At 67.6% G+C, this 18,543-nt stretch carries 16 protein-coding genes, 1 other RNA gene and 1 pseudogene; 14 read left to right on the forward strand and 4 right to left on the reverse strand.

The window, feature by feature from the left end:
- Positions 1-73: 73 nt before the first annotated feature.
- Together QP457_RS03365 and QP457_RS03370 are read right to left on the reverse strand one after the other, a co-directional pair.
- Complete coding sequence (locus QP457_RS03365) at positions 74-442, reverse strand: YraN family protein (RefSeq protein ID WP_205406044.1); 369 nt, start codon at positions 440-442, stop codon at positions 74-76.
- A complete protein-coding gene (locus QP457_RS03370; protein WP_205406045.1) occupies positions 432-2,153 on the reverse strand; it encodes a penicillin-binding protein activator in 1,722 nt (573 codons plus the stop codon). Before QP457_RS03370 ends, QP457_RS03365 begins: the two co-directional genes overlap by 11 nt.
- Before the next feature lie 81 nt (positions 2,154-2,234).
- Between QP457_RS03370 and rsmI the strand changes: the two genes are divergently transcribed.
- Positions 2,235-3,053: a 16S rRNA (cytidine(1402)-2'-O)-methyltransferase gene (gene rsmI / locus QP457_RS03375; RefSeq protein ID WP_089238759.1), complete on the forward strand. Its 819-nt coding sequence runs from the start codon at positions 2,235-2,237 to the stop codon at positions 3,051-3,053.
- Positions 3,054-3,175: 122 nt separating this feature from the next.
- An RNA gene (gene rnpB / locus QP457_RS03380) (RNase P RNA component class A) lies at positions 3,176-3,527 on the forward strand.
- Positions 3,528-3,605: 78 nt separating this feature from the next.
- Here rnpB and QP457_RS03385 read toward each other — a convergent pair.
- Together QP457_RS03385 and QP457_RS03390 are read right to left on the reverse strand one after the other, a co-directional pair.
- Positions 3,606-4,085, reverse strand: coding sequence for a DM13 domain-containing protein (locus tag QP457_RS03385; protein ID WP_205406046.1), 480 nt, complete (start codon positions 4,083-4,085; stop codon positions 3,606-3,608).
- A 315-nt stretch (positions 4,086-4,400) separates the two neighbouring features.
- A complete protein-coding gene (locus QP457_RS03390) occupies positions 4,401-5,177 on the reverse strand; it encodes an NRDE family protein (RefSeq protein ID WP_205406047.1) in 777 nt (258 codons plus the stop codon).
- 369 nt (positions 5,178-5,546) lie between these two features.
- Between QP457_RS03390 and QP457_RS03395 the strand changes: the two genes are divergently transcribed.
- The 12 genes and pseudogenes from QP457_RS03395 to QP457_RS03450 all read left to right on the forward strand — a co-directional run.
- Positions 5,547-5,948, forward strand: a complete 402-nt coding sequence (locus QP457_RS03395; protein ID WP_189914854.1) for a division/cell wall cluster transcriptional repressor MraZ — start codon at positions 5,547-5,549, stop codon at positions 5,946-5,948.
- 14 nt (positions 5,949-5,962) lie between these two features.
- Complete coding sequence (gene rsmH, locus QP457_RS03400; protein WP_205406048.1) at positions 5,963-6,931, forward strand: 16S rRNA (cytosine(1402)-N(4))-methyltransferase RsmH; 969 nt, start codon at positions 5,963-5,965, stop codon at positions 6,929-6,931.
- The gene (ftsL, locus tag QP457_RS03405; RefSeq protein ID WP_025876599.1) at positions 6,928-7,191 is read left to right on the forward strand and encodes a cell division protein FtsL; all 264 of its coding nucleotides are present in this window, start codon (positions 6,928-6,930) and stop codon (positions 7,189-7,191) included. The genes rsmH and ftsL overlap by 4 nt, the downstream gene beginning before the upstream one ends.
- Entirely contained in the window at positions 7,188-9,032 is a 1,845-nt protein-coding gene (locus QP457_RS03410) for a penicillin-binding protein 2 (RefSeq protein ID WP_180166752.1), read from the forward strand. The genes ftsL and QP457_RS03410 overlap by 4 nt, the downstream gene beginning before the upstream one ends.
- Positions 9,029-10,537: a UDP-N-acetylmuramoyl-L-alanyl-D-glutamate--2,6-diaminopimelate ligase gene (locus QP457_RS03415; RefSeq protein ID WP_205406049.1), complete on the forward strand. Its 1,509-nt coding sequence runs from the start codon at positions 9,029-9,031 to the stop codon at positions 10,535-10,537. The genes QP457_RS03410 and QP457_RS03415 overlap by 4 nt, the downstream gene beginning before the upstream one ends.
- The gene (murF, locus tag QP457_RS03420) at positions 10,534-11,928 is read left to right on the forward strand and encodes a UDP-N-acetylmuramoyl-tripeptide--D-alanyl-D-alanine ligase (RefSeq protein WP_205406050.1); all 1,395 of its coding nucleotides are present in this window, start codon (positions 10,534-10,536) and stop codon (positions 11,926-11,928) included. The genes QP457_RS03415 and murF overlap by 4 nt, the downstream gene beginning before the upstream one ends.
- Entirely contained in the window at positions 11,918-13,003 is a 1,086-nt protein-coding gene (gene mraY / locus QP457_RS03425) for a phospho-N-acetylmuramoyl-pentapeptide-transferase (protein ID WP_025876592.1), read from the forward strand. The genes murF and mraY overlap by 11 nt, the downstream gene beginning before the upstream one ends.
- Positions 13,003-14,322 carry a putative lipid II flippase FtsW gene (gene ftsW, locus QP457_RS03430; RefSeq protein ID WP_099820300.1) on the forward strand — a complete coding sequence of 440 codons (1,320 nt, stop codon included), beginning with the start codon at positions 13,003-13,005 and terminating at the stop codon, positions 14,320-14,322. Before mraY ends, ftsW begins: the two co-directional genes overlap by 1 nt.
- Positions 14,319-15,407, forward strand: a complete 1,089-nt coding sequence (murG, locus tag QP457_RS03435; RefSeq protein ID WP_205406051.1) for an undecaprenyldiphospho-muramoylpentapeptide beta-N-acetylglucosaminyltransferase — start codon at positions 14,319-14,321, stop codon at positions 15,405-15,407. Before ftsW ends, murG begins: the two co-directional genes overlap by 4 nt.
- A 40-nt stretch (positions 15,408-15,447) precedes the next feature.
- Positions 15,448-16,884: a UDP-N-acetylmuramate--L-alanine ligase gene (murC, locus tag QP457_RS03440; protein WP_089238777.1), complete on the forward strand. Its 1,437-nt coding sequence runs from the start codon at positions 15,448-15,450 to the stop codon at positions 16,882-16,884.
- On the forward strand, positions 16,881-17,843 hold the full coding sequence (locus tag QP457_RS03445) for a D-alanine--D-alanine ligase (RefSeq protein ID WP_205406052.1): 963 nt from the start codon (positions 16,881-16,883) through the stop codon (positions 17,841-17,843). Before murC ends, QP457_RS03445 begins: the two co-directional genes overlap by 4 nt.
- Positions 17,840-18,517: pseudogene (locus tag QP457_RS03450) on the forward strand (cell division protein FtsQ/DivIB); the annotation flags it as partial. The gene QP457_RS03445 and the pseudogene QP457_RS03450, both read left to right, overlap by 4 nt.
- Positions 18,518-18,543 lie beyond the last annotated feature (26 nt).

Consider the following 18,543-nt stretch of genomic DNA (forward strand, 5'->3'; position numbering starts at 1 on the left):
CTGGTAGGTGCCAACCTTGGTTGGCACAGAAGCGCCGACCAAGGTCGGCCTCTACCAAAGCGGACGGTACCCATCAGCAATCATCCAGCCGGAACGCGTCGCGCAGCCAATGCAGCTGCGGCGGATCGCCAGTAGCTTCAACCACATCAAAGCGGCAGGGCGCATTGGCCACGGCGGGATGTTCCTGCAGGTACAGCTGCGCGGCATGCACCAGCCGACGGCATTTGCGTGGATCGACCGAGGCCGCGCCGCCACCGAAGTCCTGTCGCGCGCGATAGCGCACTTCCACGAAGACCACGGTGCCGGCGTCATCCATCACCAGGTCCAGTTCACCGCCGCGATAACGCACGTTGCGTGCGCGCGGCTGCAACCCGGCCTGCTGCAGATGCTGCTCGGCGGCGGTTTCCACCGCCGAGCCACGTTGCAGGTGCTCAGCGACCACCGGCGATCGGCATCGGCCGGCCACCGCTGAAGGTCGACCATGCCGGCTGGCGCAGGATGTTGCCGTTGCTGTCCAGGTACAGCGTGCCGGTGGCGCCGTCCAAGCCGCCTTCGGTGGCCAGCTTGTCCAGGTAGGCACTGATCTTCCACGCATCGGCGCCGAAGGCGAACAGGCGGCTGGCCGCGCCGCGCGCGCTGGGCAGGGTCTGCGCGACCTGGGCAGCGGACGGCACGCCGGACACGCTGCGCACGTTCCAGGCTTCGTTCGGGTAGATGATGCCGTCCAGCGCTACGTCTTCTTCGACCTTGCCGCTGCCGGTGGTCAGCTGAGACGTACCCACGCGGGTGGCACCACCGGCACCGGCCAGCGCCAGCTGCGGTGCCAGCAGGCGGGCCTGTGGCGCACGTACGGCCAGGAACACCGCATCGACCGCGCCGGCGTTGCGCACCTGCGCGCTGACATCCCCCACCGTTTCGCTGACCGCGATGGTGGCGGCGACGCTGCCGCCACGCTGGGCAAAGCGCTGTGCGAATGCGGCAGCGGCGCGGCGGCCGGTGTCATCGCTGCTGTTGATCACCAGCGCCTTGCTGCGCTCGCGGCCACGCATGTATTCGGCGGCGACGATGCCGTCGTCTTCCGGTGCCAGCGAGAAACCGGCACTGCCGGCCGGCGGTGCATCCTTGCCGCGGTTCAGGCCCAGCACCGGCACCGGCAGCTGCTGGCGGCCATACACGGCATCCACCTCGTCGCGGCCGAGCGGGCCGACCACGAAGTCGGCGCCGGACGCCACGGCCTTGTCATAGGCGGCCAGTGCACCGGCCGGGGTACCGGCGGTGTCGAAGAAGTTGACCTCCGGACGACGGCGGGTTTCGCCGTAGTAGGCGCTGAGCAGGCCATCGCGCACCGGCTGCGCGGCGGTGGCCAGGCGGCCGCTGAGCGGCAGCAGCACCGCCAGCTTGGCCGGCGGGCGGTAGCCATCGCTCATCGCCGGCGGGCGCTTGCTGGTGTCGAACTGGGCGGCGCCATCGCGATCGAACGGGCGCGGCAGCGGCAGGCCACGGGCGATCAACGCGCGGCCGGCAAAGTTGTACAGCGGGTCATTGGCCGGCAAGGCGGCGGCGCGGCTGCGCAGGGTGGCATCGTCGAGGGTGCCGAGCAGGCCGGAGATGGCGGCCTGGTTCTCGCTGCGCGCAGCACCGGTCAGGCCGGCATGCGCACGGGCGCGTTCGGTGGCGGCGCCGAATGCATCGCCGGTGGCCTGCAGGGCATTGGCGCGGGCCAGCGACCAGCGCGTGCGCAGGCTCGGGTGCACGTTGTCGCCATGATCCTTCAGCAGGGCCAGCGCCTGCGCCGGCTGCTTGTCGGCCAGCGCCAGCTCGGCACTGGCCAGCTGGTAGCGCTGCAGGCTGGCACCGTTCACCTGGCGGGCGGTCACCTGGCCCAGCAGGCTGCGCGCGCGGGCGCTGTCGCCGGCCAGATGCCAGGCCCAGGCCGCATCGGCCAGGGCGTTGCTGCGGGCACCACCACGCAGGGTGGCGGCCAGCGCTTCCAGTTGCAGGGCGGCGTCGCGCGGCTTGCCTTGTTCGATCAGCGCCAACGCCTGGCTCTGGGCCGGCGATTCGGGCGCGCTGACGAGGCTGGTGGTGGCACAACCGGCCAGCAGCACCAACGACAGCGACAGGGCAGAGATGCGTGCGGCGGGCTTGTTCATGATCGGGTCCATGCGATGAGGGCAGCGGCCTTGGCCAGGTACACGCTAGGATTCTACCCTTGCCCCGTGAGTACCGCTGAAATGAGTGTCCCAACCCTGTATGTCGTCGCCACGCCGATCGGCAACCTGGCCGATCTGAGCCCGCGCGCGCAGGAAGTGCTGCGTTCGGTGGCGGCCATCTGCGCCGAGGACACCCGCCGCAGCGGCCAGCTGCTGTCCCATTTCGGCATCCAGCAGCCGCTGGTGGCCCTGCACGAGCACAACGAAGAGGCCCTGGCCCAGCGCCTGGTGGCACGCCTGCAGGCCGGCGAGTCGCTGGCGCTGGTCAGCGATGCCGGCACCCCGCTGGTCAGCGATCCGGGCTTCCGTCTGGTGCGCGCGGCGCGCGCAGCTGGCATCAAGGTCAGCCCGATTCCCGGCGCCTGCGCCGCCATTGCCGCGCTGAGCGTGGCCGGCCTGCCCAGCGACCGCTTTACGTTCGAGGGCTTCCTGCCGGCCAAGGCCAGCGGCCGCCGCGACCGCCTGCAGGGGCTGGCCGGCGAAGTGCGCACGATGGTGTTCTACGAATCCTCGCACCGCATCACCGAATCCCTGGCCGACATGGCGGCGATCTTTGGTGGCGAGCGCCCGGCCGTGCTGGCGCGTGAGCTGACCAAGCTGTTCGAGACCGTGCTGGATGGCGACCTGGCCGGGCTGCTGGCGCAGGTGGAAGCGGACGACAACCAGCGCAAGGGCGAGTTCGTGGTGATGGTGCAGGGCGCTGGCGATGATGCCGAAGCGCAGCTGGCTCATGGCCGTCAGGTCTACGCCAAGCTGAGCGAGCACCTGCCGCCGTCGACCGCGGCCAAGCTGGCGGCCGAAATGACCGGTGCGCCGCGCAAGGCGTTGTACGGAAGTTGATGGATAGCCGCAGCCACGCATGGCGTGGCTCTACTGCAGATCCACGCCATGCGTGGATGAATGAATCGCGTGCCGTAATCAACCCGGCAGGGCAGGTCCACGTGCGGTAGAATGCGCGCGGCGGAGTCGGCCAGACAGTCGCGTCATCCCTTCGGGGGTGCCGAGGAAAGTCCGGGCTCCATAGGGCAAGGTGCCAGGTAACGCCTGGGCGGCGCAAGCCGACGGAAAGTGCAACAGAAAGATACCGCCTACGTCTTCTTCGGAAGGCCGGTAAGGGTGAAATGGTGCGGTAAGAGCGCACCGCGAGTCTGGCAACAGACCGGTACGGCAAACCCCACCTGGAGCAAGACCAAATAGGGATCCATTGGCGCGGCCCGCGTTGGATCCGGGTAGGTTGCTTGAGCGTTGCGGCGACGTAACGCCTAGAGGAATGACTGTCCACGACAGAACCCGGCTTATCGGCCGGCTCCGCCCCTTCATTCCATCCACGCATGGCGTGGATCTACCAGGTAGTGCCGGCCGCTGGCCGGCACCCGGGATCACCTGCCGGCCTCAGCCCGGCTTCCGGTACTGCCCGGCAGAAATGAACTGCGAGAAGCGCTCGCACCACACCACCACGGTGGTGAACTCATCCACGTCCACGTTGGCCGGCACATCCACCAGGAAGCGGTTGAAGGTCTTGACCTCGCCGATGCGCTGGGCCTTGTCCTTGATCTTCAGGAAGTCGGCCTTGTTGTCGACGAAGTCGTGGACCAGGTAGACCTTGTAGTCCGGGCCAGGGCCCATCTTGCCGTCGAAGGCGACCTGGCGGGCGCTGACGCTGACCTCGCCTTCGGCCCAATGCACCGCGTCACTGCCTTTGAGGTCGCGACGGAAGGTGGTGCGGTAAGTAGCGTCGGCCATCGCGGTCTGTACCTGCTCGACCGGCGGATCGTCGGGGGCGATCAGGATGGGCAGGAAATACACGCCCAGGCCGAAGCCAAGGCCGAGGGTGAGTACGTGGGTGGCGAGCAGGATGAGGATGCGGCGCATGGGGCCTCCTTGTGGGTGTGGATCGCGCGGCATGGCGCCGGGCAGGACCACCTTGGGAGGCTGGGGCGACATTTATAGACACAGTGCCGAAGGCGAAAAGGGCACAGCGGGGTGTCTGTGGTGCTGTAGCCCTTGTGGCAGAGGCGGGTATTGGTCGCGCCCTGAAGCTGAATGACGCGTTTGGTCTGTCCCGTCGACGGCCCATTTGATGGAGAACACGACACGCCGGGCGCTGGTAGTGCCGGCCGCTGGCCGGCAGGCGCGCGACCTGCCCGTAGATGCAGAGGTTGCCGGCCAGCGGCCGGCACTACCGGGTCAGAAGATGACGTGACTCTGTCCGCTGGGTACGCCTTGCGGTCCAAAGCGACGCTCATGGATTTCGCCGTGGCCGTTCGCGTCAATCAGCAGCACGGTGCTGGCGCGGGTGCCGTAATCGTCGCCACGGATGAAGGCGGGGCTGAGCCAGCGTTCGCGCTCCATGCCGATGCCGGTATCGGGCAGGTCGCTGTCGGCCGGGCGATGTTCGTCGGCCAGGGCGTTCCACAGTGGGGTCAGATCCCTTTCCCCTTGGGAACGGGATCTGACCCCGTCCTGTTCCAGCCAAGCGGAAAGTGCGTCCATCAACCGTCGGGTCTTTGGCCAGGGCGCGTCGATGGCGCCATTGGACATGCCGTGTACGCCCGGCCCAAGCGTCTGCCGCTCGGCCGGGTGGTTGCCCAGGTATTCCAGGCTGTGGCCATCGGCCAGCAGCAGGTTGAACGGGGCGTAGGCCGCGGAGATTCCGGCCAGACGTTCTATATGCGTACCCGCCGGATCGCGGCCACGCAGGTAGTCGGCCACCAGGGCACCACGTGACGGCCCGGTCTGGGACGCCTGCGGATCGCGGACGTTGGTCACCACCGCCATCCGGCCGCCGGCACCGACGCCGGCCCAGCCGCCGCCGGAGCGCAGGTCGCGCCCGCCGATGACGGACGTCTCATCCTGCCAGGGGGCCAGGGCCGCGGTGGGGCGGGCGTGGAACTCATCACGGTTGCCGGCCATGACCAGCCGCCAGCGCGGGTGGTGCAACCAGCCAAGAGCAAGCAGGCACATGGGGCCATTGTGCCCGGTTTGCGCAGAGCGGGGTCGCTTTCAGCCTGTTCCGGATGAATGCGCAGGCCATGTTTCACGCGGCCTCCACACCCCTGAACTTCCGTTCAATCTCAAAAATTGAGACGGATCAGCAACTTGTGGATAAACCTTGAACAACTCTCTAAACATTGGCGCAAGCCATTGATGCGGCTGGCGATTTCCCTGCTGAAAAGTTGTTGACAACCCTTGGGCCGCTGCTAAGGTGGGCATCAGAGGGAAATCCGGGTGTTTTGTGGATTTTCGTGGTTCAATGTTTCACCGGGCGAAGGATAAGGTGCAGGCGTCGTGTTCCAGGGCGAGACGGCCATCACAGTTGACGACAAAGGACGCATGGCGGTTCCCACCGCTCATCGCGACCTGGTTGCGCGCGTCAGCAACAACCGTCTCGTATTGACCTACAACCCCTTCGAATCGGGCTGCCTGTGGCTGTATGCCGAGTCGGAATGGGAGCGGGTACGCGACGACGTCATGTCCAAACCCAACACACAGCGCGTCGTACGTCTGCTGCAGCAGAAGCTGGTCGGTTCAGCCGCCCACCTGGAGCTGGACGGCAACGGTCGCATCAGCATTCCCGCCAGCCACCGCGGTGCGGTGGGCATTGAGAAGAAGGCGGTATTGCTCGGTATGGGCGACAAATTCGAATTGTGGAGCGAGCAGGCGCATCGGGCCCTGATCCAGCAGACGTTGTCTGATGAGGATCTGGGTGATGGGTTGCTCGACCTGAAGTTGTGAGCCGGGGTGCCCGGATGCGCCCAGAAGCGCAGACCGGTCACCTTCCGGTGTCGCAGTCGCCGGCGGTGCATCTGCCGGTCCTGTACACCCAGGTCCTGGAAGGCCTGAGGGTGATCGAAAACGGACGTTATCTGGATGGCACGTTCGGTCGTGGCGGTCATGCACGTGGCGTGCTCACCCAGCTCGGTCCCGAGGGACGCCTGCTGGTCATGGACAAGGATCCGGAAGCCATTGCCGTTGCCGAGCGCGATTTCGCGCCGGACCCGCGCGTGTCGATCTTCCGCGGCAGCTTCGCCCAGCTGCTGCAGTGGAACGAGACCGTCGAAGGCCTGGACGGCGTGCTGTTCGACCTTGGCGTGTCCTCGCCGCAGCTGGACGTGGCCGAGCGTGGTTTCAGCTTCGGCAAGGACGGCCCGCTGGACATGCGCATGGACCCGGACAGTGGCGAAAGCGCTGCGCAGTGGATCAACCGCGTGGAAGAGCGCGAGCTGATGGACGTGCTGTGGACCTATGGCGAAGAGCGCCAGGGCCGACGCATCGCCAAAGCCATCGTGGCCCGCCGTGAGAAGCAGCCGTTCACCCGCACCGCCGAACTGGCCGAGCTGATCGCCTCGGTGATGCCGCGTGGCAAGGACAAGATCCACCCGGCCACGCGCAGCTTCCAGGCCATCCGCATCCACATCAACCGCGAACTGGCCGATCTGGAAGCCGGGCTCGATGCGGCGGTGGAGCGCCTGAAGCCCGGTGGCCGGTTGGCGGTGATCAGCTTCCACTCGCTGGAAGATCGCATCGTCAAGCAGTACATGAACCGCCTGGCCAAGGCGCCGCCGGCCAACCGCCGGCTGCCCGAAGCGCAGGCATTCGTGCCGACGCTGGACCTGATCGGTGGCGCCATCAAGGCCACCGACGAAGAGCTGGCGATGAACCCGCGCGCCCGCAGCGCCGTGCTGCGTGTGGCCCAGAAGCGGGAGGCCGATGCATGAGCCGGCTGCTGCTGATCATCCTGTTGGCCTGCACCGTGGCCTCGGCGATCGGCGTCGTGTTCGTGCGTCACCGTCACCGGCAGACGTTCATCGAGCTGTCGCGCGCCGAGCGTGCGCGTGATGACCTGAACATCGAATTCGGCCGCCTGCAGCTGGAGCAGGCGACCCTGGCCGAAGCCAACCGCGTGGACAGCATCGCCCGCGAAAAGCTCGGCATGAAGTTCCCCGAGGCCGCCGACGTCGTGGTGGTGCGCCCATGAGCAAGACCGGCCGCAACCGTCCCCGCAACGCCTTCAACCTGCGCCAGCGCCTGCGCTGGGTGGCCTTGGCACTCGGCCTGTGCTCGGTGTCGCTGGTCGGTCGTGCCGCCTACGTGCAGATCATCAACAGCGACTTCTACCAGCGCCAGGGTGAAGCACGTTACCTGCGCGAACTGCCGATCAAGACTTCGCGCGGCATGATCACCGACCGCAACGGCGAGCCGTTGGCGGTGTCCACGCCGGTCGCTTCGATCTGGGTGAATCCGCAGGACCTGCTGCGTTCGCCCGAGCGCATCCCCGAGCTGGCACAGGCGGTGGGCATGTCGGTGGACGAGCTGAGCAGCCGCCTGTCGCAGAAGTCGGACAAGGAATTCATGTACCTGCGTCGCCGGATCAATCCGGACGAGGCAGAGCGCGTGGTCGCCCTGAAGATTCCGGGCGTGGCGGCACAGCGCGAGTTCCGCCGCTTCTACCCGCAGGGTGAAGCGATGGCGCACGTGCTGGGCTTCACCAACATCGACGACCGCGGCCAGGAAGGTCTGGAGCTGGCCTTCGACGAATGGCTGCGTGGCAAGCCCGGCGGCAAGCGGGTGATCCGCAACCGCAAGGGCGAGACCGTCGAAAGCGATCTGCTGCGCGCCGCCGAGCCGGGCAAGGACCTGACTCTCAGCATCGACCGCCGCATCCAGTACCTGGCCTTCAAGGAACTGCGCAATGCGCTGGTGGCCAACAAGGCGGCCGGCGGTTCGATGGTGATCATGGACGTGACCACCGGCGAGATCCTGGCCATGGTCAACCTGCCGACCTACAACCCGAACTCGCTCAACGGCGCGGTGCCGGACACGCGCCGCAACCGTGCGGTGACCGATCTGGTCGAGCCGGGTTCGACGATGAAGCCGCTGACCATCGCCACGGCGCTGCAGGCGGGGGTGGTGACCAAGGACACCGTGATCGATACCAACCCGGGCTACATGCAGGTTGCCCGCTTCACCATCCGCGACGTGCCGCGCAACAACGGCGTGCTGAACGTCACCGGCGTGATCACCCGCAGTTCCAACATCGGTGCGGCAAAGGTTGCCGCGAAGATGCCGGACCAGGTGTTCTACGACGGCGTGCGCCGCTTCGGCTACGGCTCGGTGCCGCACAGTGGTTTCCCGGGTGAATCCGGCGGCGTAGTGCGTCGCCCGGCCAACTGGGACGGTGCCACCAAGACGACCATGTCCTACGGCTATGGCCTGAATGTCACGCCGCTGCAGATCGCCACCGCCTATTCGGCGCTGGCCAACGGCGGCAAGTTGATTGCGCCGACGTTCGTCAAGGGCCAACGCAACGAAGGTCATCAGATCATCGACGAGAACGTCGCCAAGCAGGTGGTGGCGATGATGGAAACGGTGGTCACCCAGGGCGGCGCCAAACAGGCGGCGGTGCTGGGCTATCGCGTGGCCGGCAAGACCGGTACCGCGCGCAAGACCGGCCCCGGTGGTTACGAGCGTGGCCACTACAACGCGCTGTTCGCCGGCGTGGTGCCGGCCACCAATCCGCGGTTTGCCACCGTCATCGTCATCAACGACCCGCAGGGCGGCAAGTTCTACGGCGGCCTGGTGTCGGCGCCGGTCTATCACAACGTGATGGAAGGCACCCTGCGCCTGATGGACGTGCCGCTGGACGACCTGCAGTCGTGGCTGGCGGCCCAGCAGTCCGGAAAGATCGGCCATTCGGCCTCGGTGCTGCCGGTGCCACCGGCCGAAGCCGCACTGCCGGTGGATGCTGCCGCTGAATTCGATGCCGCGCTGCCCAGCGCGCAATCCCATGTGCCACCCGCTACGGGAGGCACGCAATGAGTCCTTCGATGTTGCTTTCGCAGTTGCTTCCGGACGTGGCCCTGGCGGGCCATGATCCCGTTCTGACCGGCCTGGTGCTGGACAGCCGTGCCGTGCGCCCCGGCAATGCCTTCGTCGCCATCGCCGGTTTCGGCGCGCATGGCCTGGGCTTTGTCGAGCAGGCGCGCGCAGCCGGCGCCGGTGCCATCCTGTTCGAAGCACCGGCGCCCGCCGAACTGCCTGCACCGGCCGATGCCATCGCCGTGCCGGACCTGCGTGCGCGGCTGGGTGCGATGGCCGACCAGTTCCATGGCGCGCCTTCGCGTGCGATGACCATGGTTGGCGTGACCGGTACCAACGGCAAGACCTCCACCGTGCAGCTGCTGGCCCAGGCCTGGCATCTGCTCGGTACGCCCAGTGGCAGTATCGGCACGTTGGGCGCCGGACTTTATGGTGCGGTCGAGCCGACCGGTTTCACCACGCCGCTGGTGCTGCAGATGCATGCACTGCTGGCACAGCTGCGCGACGACGGCGCGCGTGCGGTGGCGATGGAAGTCAGCTCGCACGCACTGGACCAGGGCCGCGTGGATGCCGTGCACTACGACGTGGCGGTGTTCACCAATCTCACCCGCGATCACCTTGATTACCACGGCGACATGGCCAGCTACGGCGCGGCCAAGGCGCGGTTGTTCCATCGTCCGGGCCTGAAGGCGGCGGTGATCAATCTTGACGATGCATTTGGTCGCCAGCTGTTCGCCGGCCTGCCGGCGGGCGTGCAGGCGATCGGCCTGAGTTCGCGCGGTGCCGACGGCGCCAACGTGCGCGCCGACGCACTGCGGCTGGATGGCCGCGGCATCAGTTTCGAGCTGATCATCGATGGCCAGCGCGCTGCGGTGCAGTCGCCGCTGCTGGGCCGCTTCAACGTGGACAACCTGCTGGCCGTGGCCGGCAGCCTGCATGCGCTGGGGCATCCGCTGCCGCGCATTGCCGAGGTGCTGTCGGCGCTGCAGCCGATCCGTGGCCGCATGAACCGCCTCGGCGGCGAAGACGGCCTGCCGACCGTGGTGGTCGACTACGCACACACCCCCGACGCGCTGGAACAGGCGCTGGACAGCCTGCACGGCCACCTGCAGGGCACGCTGTTCTGCGTGTTCGGCTGCGGTGGCGAGCGCGATACCGGCAAGCGCCCGCAGATGGCTGCGATTGCCGAACGTCTGGCCAACCAGGTCATCGTCACCGACGACAACCCGCGTGGTGAAGATGGCGACGTGATCGTGGCCGACATCCTGGCCGGCTTCGCTGATGCCTCCACCGTGACCGTGCAGCGCAACCGCGCGCGCGCGATCGGCCTGGCGGTGAAGCGCGCCGGTGCCGGCGACATCATCCTGATTGCCGGCAAGGGCCATGAGCCGTACCAGGAAGTGAATGGCGTGCGCCATGACTTCGACGACACCGAAGTGGCCGCTGCTGCACTGGCCGCCAAGGTCGGTGTGCTTTCCGCGCAGGCCGGGGAGGGCGCGGCATGAAGCGCACCCTGCTTTCGCTGATCGCGCACTGGGCCGGTGGCGAGATCCACGGCGACGACGTGGCCATCGACGCCTTCAGCAACGATACCCGCAGCCTTGGCCCGGGCAGCCTGTATGTGGCGCTGCGTGGCGAACGCTTCGACGGCCATGACTTCGCCGCTGACGCACAGGCACGTGGCGCCAGCGCGCTGCTGGTCGAGCGCCTGCTGCCGCTGGACCTGCCGCAGGTGCTGGTGGCCGACAGCGAGCGCGCGCTGGCGAAGATCGCCGCCGGCATGCAGCGCGACCGTGCCACCGAACTGTTCGCCATCACCGGCAGCAACGGCAAGACCAGCGTGAAGAGCCTGCTGCTGGCGATCCTGCAGCAGGTGGCCCAGCACGCGCACAAGGTGGTCTACGCCAACCCGGGCAACCGCAACAACGAGATCGGCCTGCCGCTTGCAGTGATCGACGCACCGGAAGATGCCGACTACGCCGTCTACGAGATGGGCGCCGGCAAGCCGGGCGACATCGCCTACCTGACCGACATCGCGCGCCCGCGCTATGCCCTGGTCAACAACATCGCCCCGGCGCACCTGGAGCGGATGGGCAGCCTGCTCGGCGTGGCCGTGACCAAGGGCGCGATCTACGCCGCACTGCCGGCCGATGGCGTGGCCGTGATCAATGTCGACGACGCCTACGGGCGCTGGTTCGAACAGCATTTCATCGGTACCCCGGCACGTTGCCGGGTGCTGCGCTATGGCCTGGAACACACCGCCGACGTCACCGCGCGCGACATCCGCGCCGGTGCGCAGGGCAGCCGCTTCACGCTGGTCACGCCGATGGGCGAGGCGGGCGTGGTGCTGGGTCTGCCGGGTCGCCACAACATCAGCAATGCACTGGCCGCCGCCAGCCTGGCGCTTGCCGCCGGCATCGAACTGTCACTGGTCGCCACCGGCCTGGCCGAAGCGCAGCCGGTGCCGGGCCGCCAGATCGCCCATCAGCTGCACAACGGCGCGGTGCTGGTGGACGACAGCTACAACGCCAACCCCGGTTCGCTGGCCGCCGCCATCGACGCACTGGCCGCCGCACCGGAAGAGGGCTGGCTGGTGCTGGGCGACATGCGCGAGCTGGGTCCCGATGCCGAGGCGCTGCATGCACAGGCGGGCATCCGCGCGCGTGCCGCCGGCCTCAAGCGCCTGTATGCACTGGGCCCGCTCAGTGCCGCCGCTGCCGCCGCGTTTGGCGAAGGCGGACGTCATTTCACCACCCATGACGCGCTGTCGCAGGCGCTGAAGGACGAGCTGCACGCCGGCGTGCGCTGCCTGGTCAAGGGTTCCCGTGGCAGCGCCATGGACACGATTGTCAAAGCGCTGCTGGCGCAAGGAGAGGAATCCCCGCATGTTGTATGAACTGGCTCGATGGTTGCAGCAGTTGGAGAGCCTGTTCGGGCTGTTCAACTACCAGACGTTCCGCGCCATCCTTGCCGCGTTGACGGCGCTGTTTCTGTCGCTGTGGCTCGGCCCGGCGATGATCCGCAAGCTCGCCCAGTTCAAGGGCGGCCAGCCGATCCGGACCGATGGTCCGCAGACCCATTTCTCCAAGGCCGGTACGCCGACCATGGGCGGTTCGCTGATCCTGCTCACCGTCACCCTGTCGGTGCTGATGTGGGCGGACCTGCGCAACCGCTACGTGTGGCTGGTGCTGGCGGTGATGCTGTGCTTCGGCGCCATCGGCTGGTACGACGACTGGATCAAGATCGTCCGTCGCGACCCGAACGGCCTGAAGTCGCGCTGGAAGTACCTGCTGCAGTCGATCTTCGGCCTGGCTGCGGGCATCTTCCTGTTCCAGACCGCCGACGTGCCGGCGGCGCTGACCTTCTACATCCCGATGTTCAAGTCGGTGGCGCTGCCGCTGGCCGGCATCGGCTTCGTGGCCATTGCCTATTTCTGGATCGTCGGCTTCTCCAACGCGGTCAACCTGACCGACGGCCTGGATGGGCTGGCGATCATGCCGACGGTGCTGGTGGCCTGTGCGCTGGGCGTGTTCGCCTATGCCTCGGGCAACGCCGTGTTCGCCAACTACCTGCAGATCCCGCAGATTCCGGGCGCCGGTGAGCTGGTCATCATCTGCGCGGCAATCGCTGGCGCAGGGCTGGGCTTCCTCTGGTTCAACACCTATCCGGCCATGGTGTTCATGGGCGATATCGGCGCGCTGTCGCTGGGCGCGGTGCTGGGCACCATCGCGGTGATCACCCGCCAGGAACTGGTGCTGGTGATCATGGGCGGCGTGTTCGTCATCGAAACGCTGTCGGTGATGATCCAGGTCGCCTCGTTCAAGCTGACCGGCAAGCGCGTGTTCCGCATGGCGCCGATCCATCACCACTTCGAGCTGAAGGGCTGGCCGGAGCCGCGCGTGATCGTGCGCTTCTGGATCATCTCCGTCGTGCTGGTGCTGATCGGCCTGGCCACGTTGAAGGTACGCTGATGAATGACCTGTCGCACCAGGCAACACGCCTTGAGGCCATCGGTGGCAGCTACGACAAGTGGCTGCTCGGCGCGATGATCGCGCTCACCGGGCTGGGCGTGGTGATGGTCGCGTCCAGCTCGATCGCGTTGATGAGCAGCCCGTTCTACTACCTCAACCGCCACCTGATCTTCCTGGCGGTCGGCATCGTGCTGGCCATCATGGCCGCGCGTACCGAGCTGAAGACCATCGAGCAGTACAACCAGATGCTGCTGCTGGGCTGCTTCGCGCTGCTGGTGGTGGTGTTCGTCCCCGGCCTGGGCAGCAGCGTCAACGGCGCCCGCCGCTGGATCAACCTGGGCATCTCCAAGTTCCAGACGGTCGAAGCGGTGAAGGTGCTCTACATCGTCTGGCTGTCCAGCTACCTGGTGCGCTTCCGCGACGAGGTCAACGCCACCTGGCCGGCAATGCTCAAGCCGCTGGGCGTGGCCGGTGCGCTGGTGGTGCTGCTGCTGCTGCAGCCTGACTTCGGTTCGTCCACCCTGCTGCTGGCGATCACCGCCGGCATGCTGGTGCTGGGCGGGGTGAACATGCCGCGCATGTCGATGCCGGTGGTGATCGGCCTGGTGGGCATGAGCGCGCTGGCGATCATCGAGCCGTACCGCATGCGCCGCATCACCTCCTTCCTCGACCCGTGGGCCGACCAGCAGGGCGACGGCTACCAGCTGTCCAACGCGCTGATGGCGGTGGGCCGCGGCGAGTGGACCGGCGTCGGCCTGGGCAATTCGGTGCAGAAGCTGTACTACCTGCCCGAAGCGCACACCGACTTCATCTTCTCGGTCACTGCCGAGGAATTCGGCTTCCTCGGCACCTGCACGATCGTGGCCCTGTACGCGCTGCTGGTCGGCCGTACGTTCTGGCTGGGCATGCGCTGCGTGGAAATGAAGCGCCACTTCTCCGGCTACATCGCCTTCGGCATCGGCCTGTGGATCAGCATGCAGACCTTCGTCTCGATCGGCGTGAACCTGGGCATCCTGCCGACCAAGGGCCTGACCCTGCCGCTGATTTCGTCGGGCGGTTCGTCGGTGCTGATGACCTGCGTGGCGATGGGCCTGCTGCTGCGCGTGTCGTATGAGCTGAAGCGTGCCGAGCGCCGCCAGGCCGTGCGCATGGGCGCCGCCGACGACGTTGCTGGCCCGGCTCCGGCCGAGGCGCCAGCCGCACCGGTGGCGAAGAAGGTGCCGATGGCCGCCGAACCGGCCGCGGCCGAGTCGGCCGCCGTGCGCGGCACCAGCCGCCTGCAGTCGCGCGTCGAACCTACCTTCGGGAGGCTCGGATGAGCACAGTCCAGAACAACGCCCGGCCGGTGATGATCCTGGCCGGTGGTACCGGCGGGCATATCTTCCCGGGCCTGGCCGTGGCCCGGGTGCTGCGCGCGCGTGGCGTGCCGGTCACCTGGATGGGCGCCGCTGGTGCGATGGAAACCCGTCTGGTTCCGCAGCACGACATCCACATCGATACGCTGGCCATCACCGGTCTGCGCGGCAAGGGCAAGCTGGCCCTGCTGGCCGCGCCGTGGCGCCTGATGCGCGCGCTGCGTGCCGCCGGCCTGATCATCCGTGATCGCCAGCCGCGCGCGGTGGTCGCTTTCGGTGGCTTCGCCTCCGGCCCCGGTGGCATGGCCGCGCGCCTGCACGGCCTGCCGTTGATCGTGCACGAACAGAACCGCGCGCCGGGCCTGACCAACCGCATCCTGTCGCGCTACGCGCGCCGCCTGCTGACTGGTTTCCCGGGCACCTTCGCTGCACGCGAGGAATTCGTGGGCAACCCGGTGCGCGCCGAAATCGCCGCCGTCGCGCCGCCGCAACAGCGGCTGGCTGATCGCAGCGGTCCGCTGCGCCTGCTGGTACTGGGCGGCAGCCAGGGCGCACGCGCCCTCAACAGTGGCGTGCCGCAGGCACTGGCCGCGCTCGGTGCGCAGGTGCCGGTGGTGGTGCGTCACCAGAGTGGCGAGAAGCTGCACGCCGAAGCGGTGGAGGCCTATGCCAAGGCCGGCGTGCAGGGCGAAGTGACGCCGTTCATCGCCGACATGGCCGAAGCCTTTGCCTGGGCCGACTTGGTGGTGTGCCGTGCCGGCGCGTCCACGCTTGCCGAACTCTGTGCGGTCGGCATCGGCAGCGTGCTGGTGCCATTCCCCGCTGCCGTCGACGATCACCAGACCCGCAATGCGGAGTATCTGGTCGAGCGCGACGCGGCCGTGTTGCTGAAGCAGGACGAAACGCTGGCAGACGGCATTGCCGCGCTGCTGCGTGATCTGTCCGAAAATCCCGCCCGCCGCATGCAGATGGCGCAAGCCGCGCGTGCCCTGGCCAAGGTCGATGCCGCCGAGCGCATCGCCGATATCATTCTCGAGGAAGCTGTATGAAGAAGGCACGCTCCAGCGCCTGCCCTGCGCGAGGCCGCGCATGATCCGCCGCCTGCATGACACCAACGATCTGGTGCGCGCGTTCCCGCGCGTGCATTTCGTCGGCATCGGTGGCACCGGCATGAGCGGCATCGCCGAAGTGATGCTGACGCTGGGCTATGAAGTGTCCGGCTCGGACAACGCCGACAACGCTGCCACCCGGCGCCTGGCCGGCCTGGGCGCGCGCATCATGCGCGGCCATTCCGCCGCCAACGTGCTGGGCACCGACTGCGTGGTGGTCTCCAGCGCGATCCGCGAGGACAACCCGGAGCTGATGGAAGCGCGCAGCCAGCGCATCCCGATCATGCCGCGCGCGGCGATGCTGGCCGAACTGATGCGCTTCCGCCGCGGCATCGCCGTGGCCGGTACCCATGGCAAGACCACCACCACCAGCCTGACCGCTGCGGTGCTGAGCGAAGGCGGGCTGGACCCGACCTTCGTGATCGGTGGCCAGCTGCTGGCGGCAGGTGCCAACGCCAAGCTCGGCGGAGGCCAGTGGCTGGTGGCCGAGGCCGACGAGAGCGATGGCAGCTTCCTGCGCCTGAATCCGTTGATGTCGATCATCACCAACATCGATTCCGATCATCTGGAGAACTACGGCAACGACTTCGCCCGCGTGCAGGCGGCGTTCGCCGAGTTCCTGCAGCGCCTGCCGTTCTACGGCCTGGCGGTGCTGTGCATCGACGACCCGGAAGTGGCCGCACTGGCCGCCAAGACCCCGCGCCACGTGATGAGCTACGGCATGAGCCCGCAGGCCGACGTGCGCGCGGAGAACGTGGTGCAGGAAGGTTCGCGCATGCGCTTCACCCTGCGCCTGCCGCAGGGCACCAGCCAGGAAGTGGTGCTGGCGCTGCCGGGCAAGCACAACGTGCTCAATGCGCTGGCCGCTGCGGCGGTGGGTTGGCAGCTGGGTGTGTCTCCGGACACGATCGCGCGTGCGCTGGCCAGCTTCGCTGGCGTCGGTCGCCGCTTCAACGATCTGGGCGAAGTGACCACCGCCACGGGTGCAAAGGTCCGCATCATCGACGACTACGGTCACCATCCGAGCGAGCTGGAAGCCGTGTTCGCCGCCGCGCGCGGTGGCTGGGCCGACAAGCGCCTGGTGGTGGCCTTCCAGCCGCACCGTTACAGCCGTACCCGCGATCAGTTCGACAAGTTCGCAGCGGTGCTGTCGAGCGTCGATGCGCTGGTGCTGAGCGAGGTCTATCCGGCCGGCGAAGAGCCGATCGCCGGCGCTGATTCGCACGCGCTGGCCCGCGCCATCCGTGCGCGTGGCCGCAGCGAGCCGGTGGTTGTCGGCAAGGCGTCCGAACTCGCCACCGTGCTGCCGGACGTGCTGCAGGACGGTGATCTGCTGCTGATGATGGGTGCCGGTGACATCGGCGCCGTCGCCAGCCACATTGCAGTGGAAGGTTTCAAGGCGGAGGGCGAGGCGTGAGCACGCTGACCTTCCCGTCGCTGCGCAGCACCGACCCGGCCGTGTTCGGCCGCGTTGCCGTGCTGCTCGGTGGCAGTTCCAGCGAGCGTGAAGTGTCGCTGGATTCGGGCCGCAACGTACTTGAAGCACTGCAGTCGCGTGGTGTCGATGCGATCGCCATCGATGGCATTCCGGCGCTGGCCAAGGCGCTGGCGGCCGGCGGCATCGATCGCGTGTTCAACATCCTGCACGGCCACAACGGTGGTGGTGAGGACGGCATCGTGCAGGGCCTGATGGACGCGTTCGGCGTGCCCTACACCGGTTCCAACGTACTGGGCTCGGCCTTGAGCATGGACAAGATCCGCACCAAGCAGGTGTGGCTGTCGCTGGGCCTGCCGACCCCGCAGTACCGGAAGGTCGATGCATCGACGGTGCATGCGCTGGCGGCCGAGCTCGGCTTGCCGGTAGTGGTCAAGCCGGCCAACGAAGGCTCCAGCGTGGGCATCAGCCGGGTCACCGACGACGCCGGCCTGGACGAAGCGGTGGCCCTGGCCGCGCGCTACGACGGCCAGCTGCTGATGGAACAGATGGTGGTCGGCGATGAACTGACCGTGGCCATCCTGGGTGATGTCGCGCTGCCGTCGATCCGCATCGTGCCCAAGGGCCAGTGGTACGACTACAACGCCAAGTACATCGCCGAAGACACCCAGTACCTGTGCCCGGGCCTGGATGGTGATGACGAAGAAGAGATCCGCCGCATCGCGCTGGCGGCCTTCCGCGCCGCGGGTTGCCGTGGCTGGGGTCGCGTGGATGTGATGCGTGATCGCGCCAGCGGCCGCTTCTTCCTGCTGGAAGTGAACACCGCGCCGGGCATGACCAGCCATTCGCTGGTGCCCAAGGCGGCCGGGCAGGCTGGCATCAGCTTCGAGGAGCTGGTGTGGCGCGTGCTGGAACAGACCCTGGAGGCATCGCACGCATGAATGCGGTGCTGCGCATCTTCGTCTGGCTGTTGGCCCTGTCGGTGGTTGCACTGCCGGTGGTGGCCGTAGTCAATGGCTGGGTCGGCGCCGAGCGCTGGCCGCTGGCGAAGCTGCGCGTACACGGTGAGTTCAAGCGGGTGCCGCCGGAACAGCTGCAGCAGGTGCTGCTGCCGTATGCACATGCCGGTTTCTTCGCGGTCAAGCTGCAGGACGCGCAGGACGCGCTGGAAAAACTGCCGTGGGTGGAAAGCGCGCAGGTGCGCAAGCAGTGGCCGGACGTGCTGGAAGTGACGCTGGTCGAGCACAAGCCGTTCGCGCGCTGGGGCGAAGGCCGCCTGCTGTCCGAGCAGGGCAAGCTGTTCCCCACGCCGAAGAAGCTGGCCGACCTGCAGCTGCCCGAGCTGGATGGCCCGGACAGCCAGACCGAAGAAGTGGTCAAGCTCTACAACGATTCGCGCGCACTGTTCGCGCCGGCTGGCGTCGATGTGCGCCGGCTGACCATGGACGCGCGCGGCAGCTGGTCGCTGCTGCTGAGCAACGGCACTGAAGTGGTGGTCGGCCGCGATGACGCGCGTTCGCGCCTGCAGCGCTTCGTGCGCGTGCTGCCGCAGCTGGCCAACCAGGCCGCGCCGATCGAGCGCGCCGACCTCCGATATACCAATGGTTTCACGCTGAGCTGGGGCACTCCGGCCGCCCCCGC

The organism is Stenotrophomonas sp. As-7 (assembly GCF_030291015.1).
Lineage (GTDB): Bacteria > Pseudomonadota > Gammaproteobacteria > Xanthomonadales > Xanthomonadaceae > Stenotrophomonas > Stenotrophomonas lactitubi.

Excerpts from the sequence above, each read along its gene's own strand:
- murF (WP_205406050.1), top strand. The coding sequence starts at position 10,534 with ATGAAGCGCACCCTGCTTTCGCTGATCGCGCACTGGGCCGGTGGCGAG.
- murG (WP_205406051.1), top strand. The coding sequence starts at position 14,319 with ATGAGCACAGTCCAGAACAACGCCCGGCCGGTGATGATCCTGGCCGGT.
- rsmH (WP_205406048.1), top strand. The coding sequence starts at position 5,963 with ATGCGCCCAGAAGCGCAGACCGGTCACCTTCCGGTGTCGCAGTCGCCG.
- murC (WP_089238777.1), top strand. The coding sequence starts at position 15,448 with ATGATCCGCCGCCTGCATGACACCAACGATCTGGTGCGCGCGTTCCCG.
- rsmI (WP_089238759.1), top strand. The coding sequence starts at position 2,235 with ATGAGTGTCCCAACCCTGTATGTCGTCGCCACGCCGATCGGCAACCTG.
- QP457_RS03390 (WP_205406047.1), bottom strand. The coding sequence starts at position 5,177 with ATGTGCCTGCTTGCTCTTGGCTGGTTGCACCACCCGCGCTGGCGGCTG.
- ftsL (WP_025876599.1), top strand. The coding sequence starts at position 6,928 with ATGAGCCGGCTGCTGCTGATCATCCTGTTGGCCTGCACCGTGGCCTCG.
- ftsW (WP_099820300.1), top strand. The coding sequence starts at position 13,003 with ATGAATGACCTGTCGCACCAGGCAACACGCCTTGAGGCCATCGGTGGC.
- QP457_RS03415 (WP_205406049.1), top strand. The coding sequence starts at position 9,029 with ATGAGTCCTTCGATGTTGCTTTCGCAGTTGCTTCCGGACGTGGCCCTG.
- QP457_RS03395 (WP_189914854.1), top strand. The coding sequence starts at position 5,547 with ATGGCGGTTCCCACCGCTCATCGCGACCTGGTTGCGCGCGTCAGCAAC.
- QP457_RS03385 (WP_205406046.1), bottom strand. The coding sequence starts at position 4,085 with ATGCGCCGCATCCTCATCCTGCTCGCCACCCACGTACTCACCCTCGGC.
- QP457_RS03370 (WP_205406045.1), bottom strand. The coding sequence starts at position 2,153 with ATGAACAAGCCCGCCGCACGCATCTCTGCCCTGTCGCTGTCGTTGGTG.
- mraY (WP_025876592.1), top strand. The coding sequence starts at position 11,918 with ATGTTGTATGAACTGGCTCGATGGTTGCAGCAGTTGGAGAGCCTGTTC.
- QP457_RS03410 (WP_180166752.1), top strand. The coding sequence starts at position 7,188 with ATGAGCAAGACCGGCCGCAACCGTCCCCGCAACGCCTTCAACCTGCGC.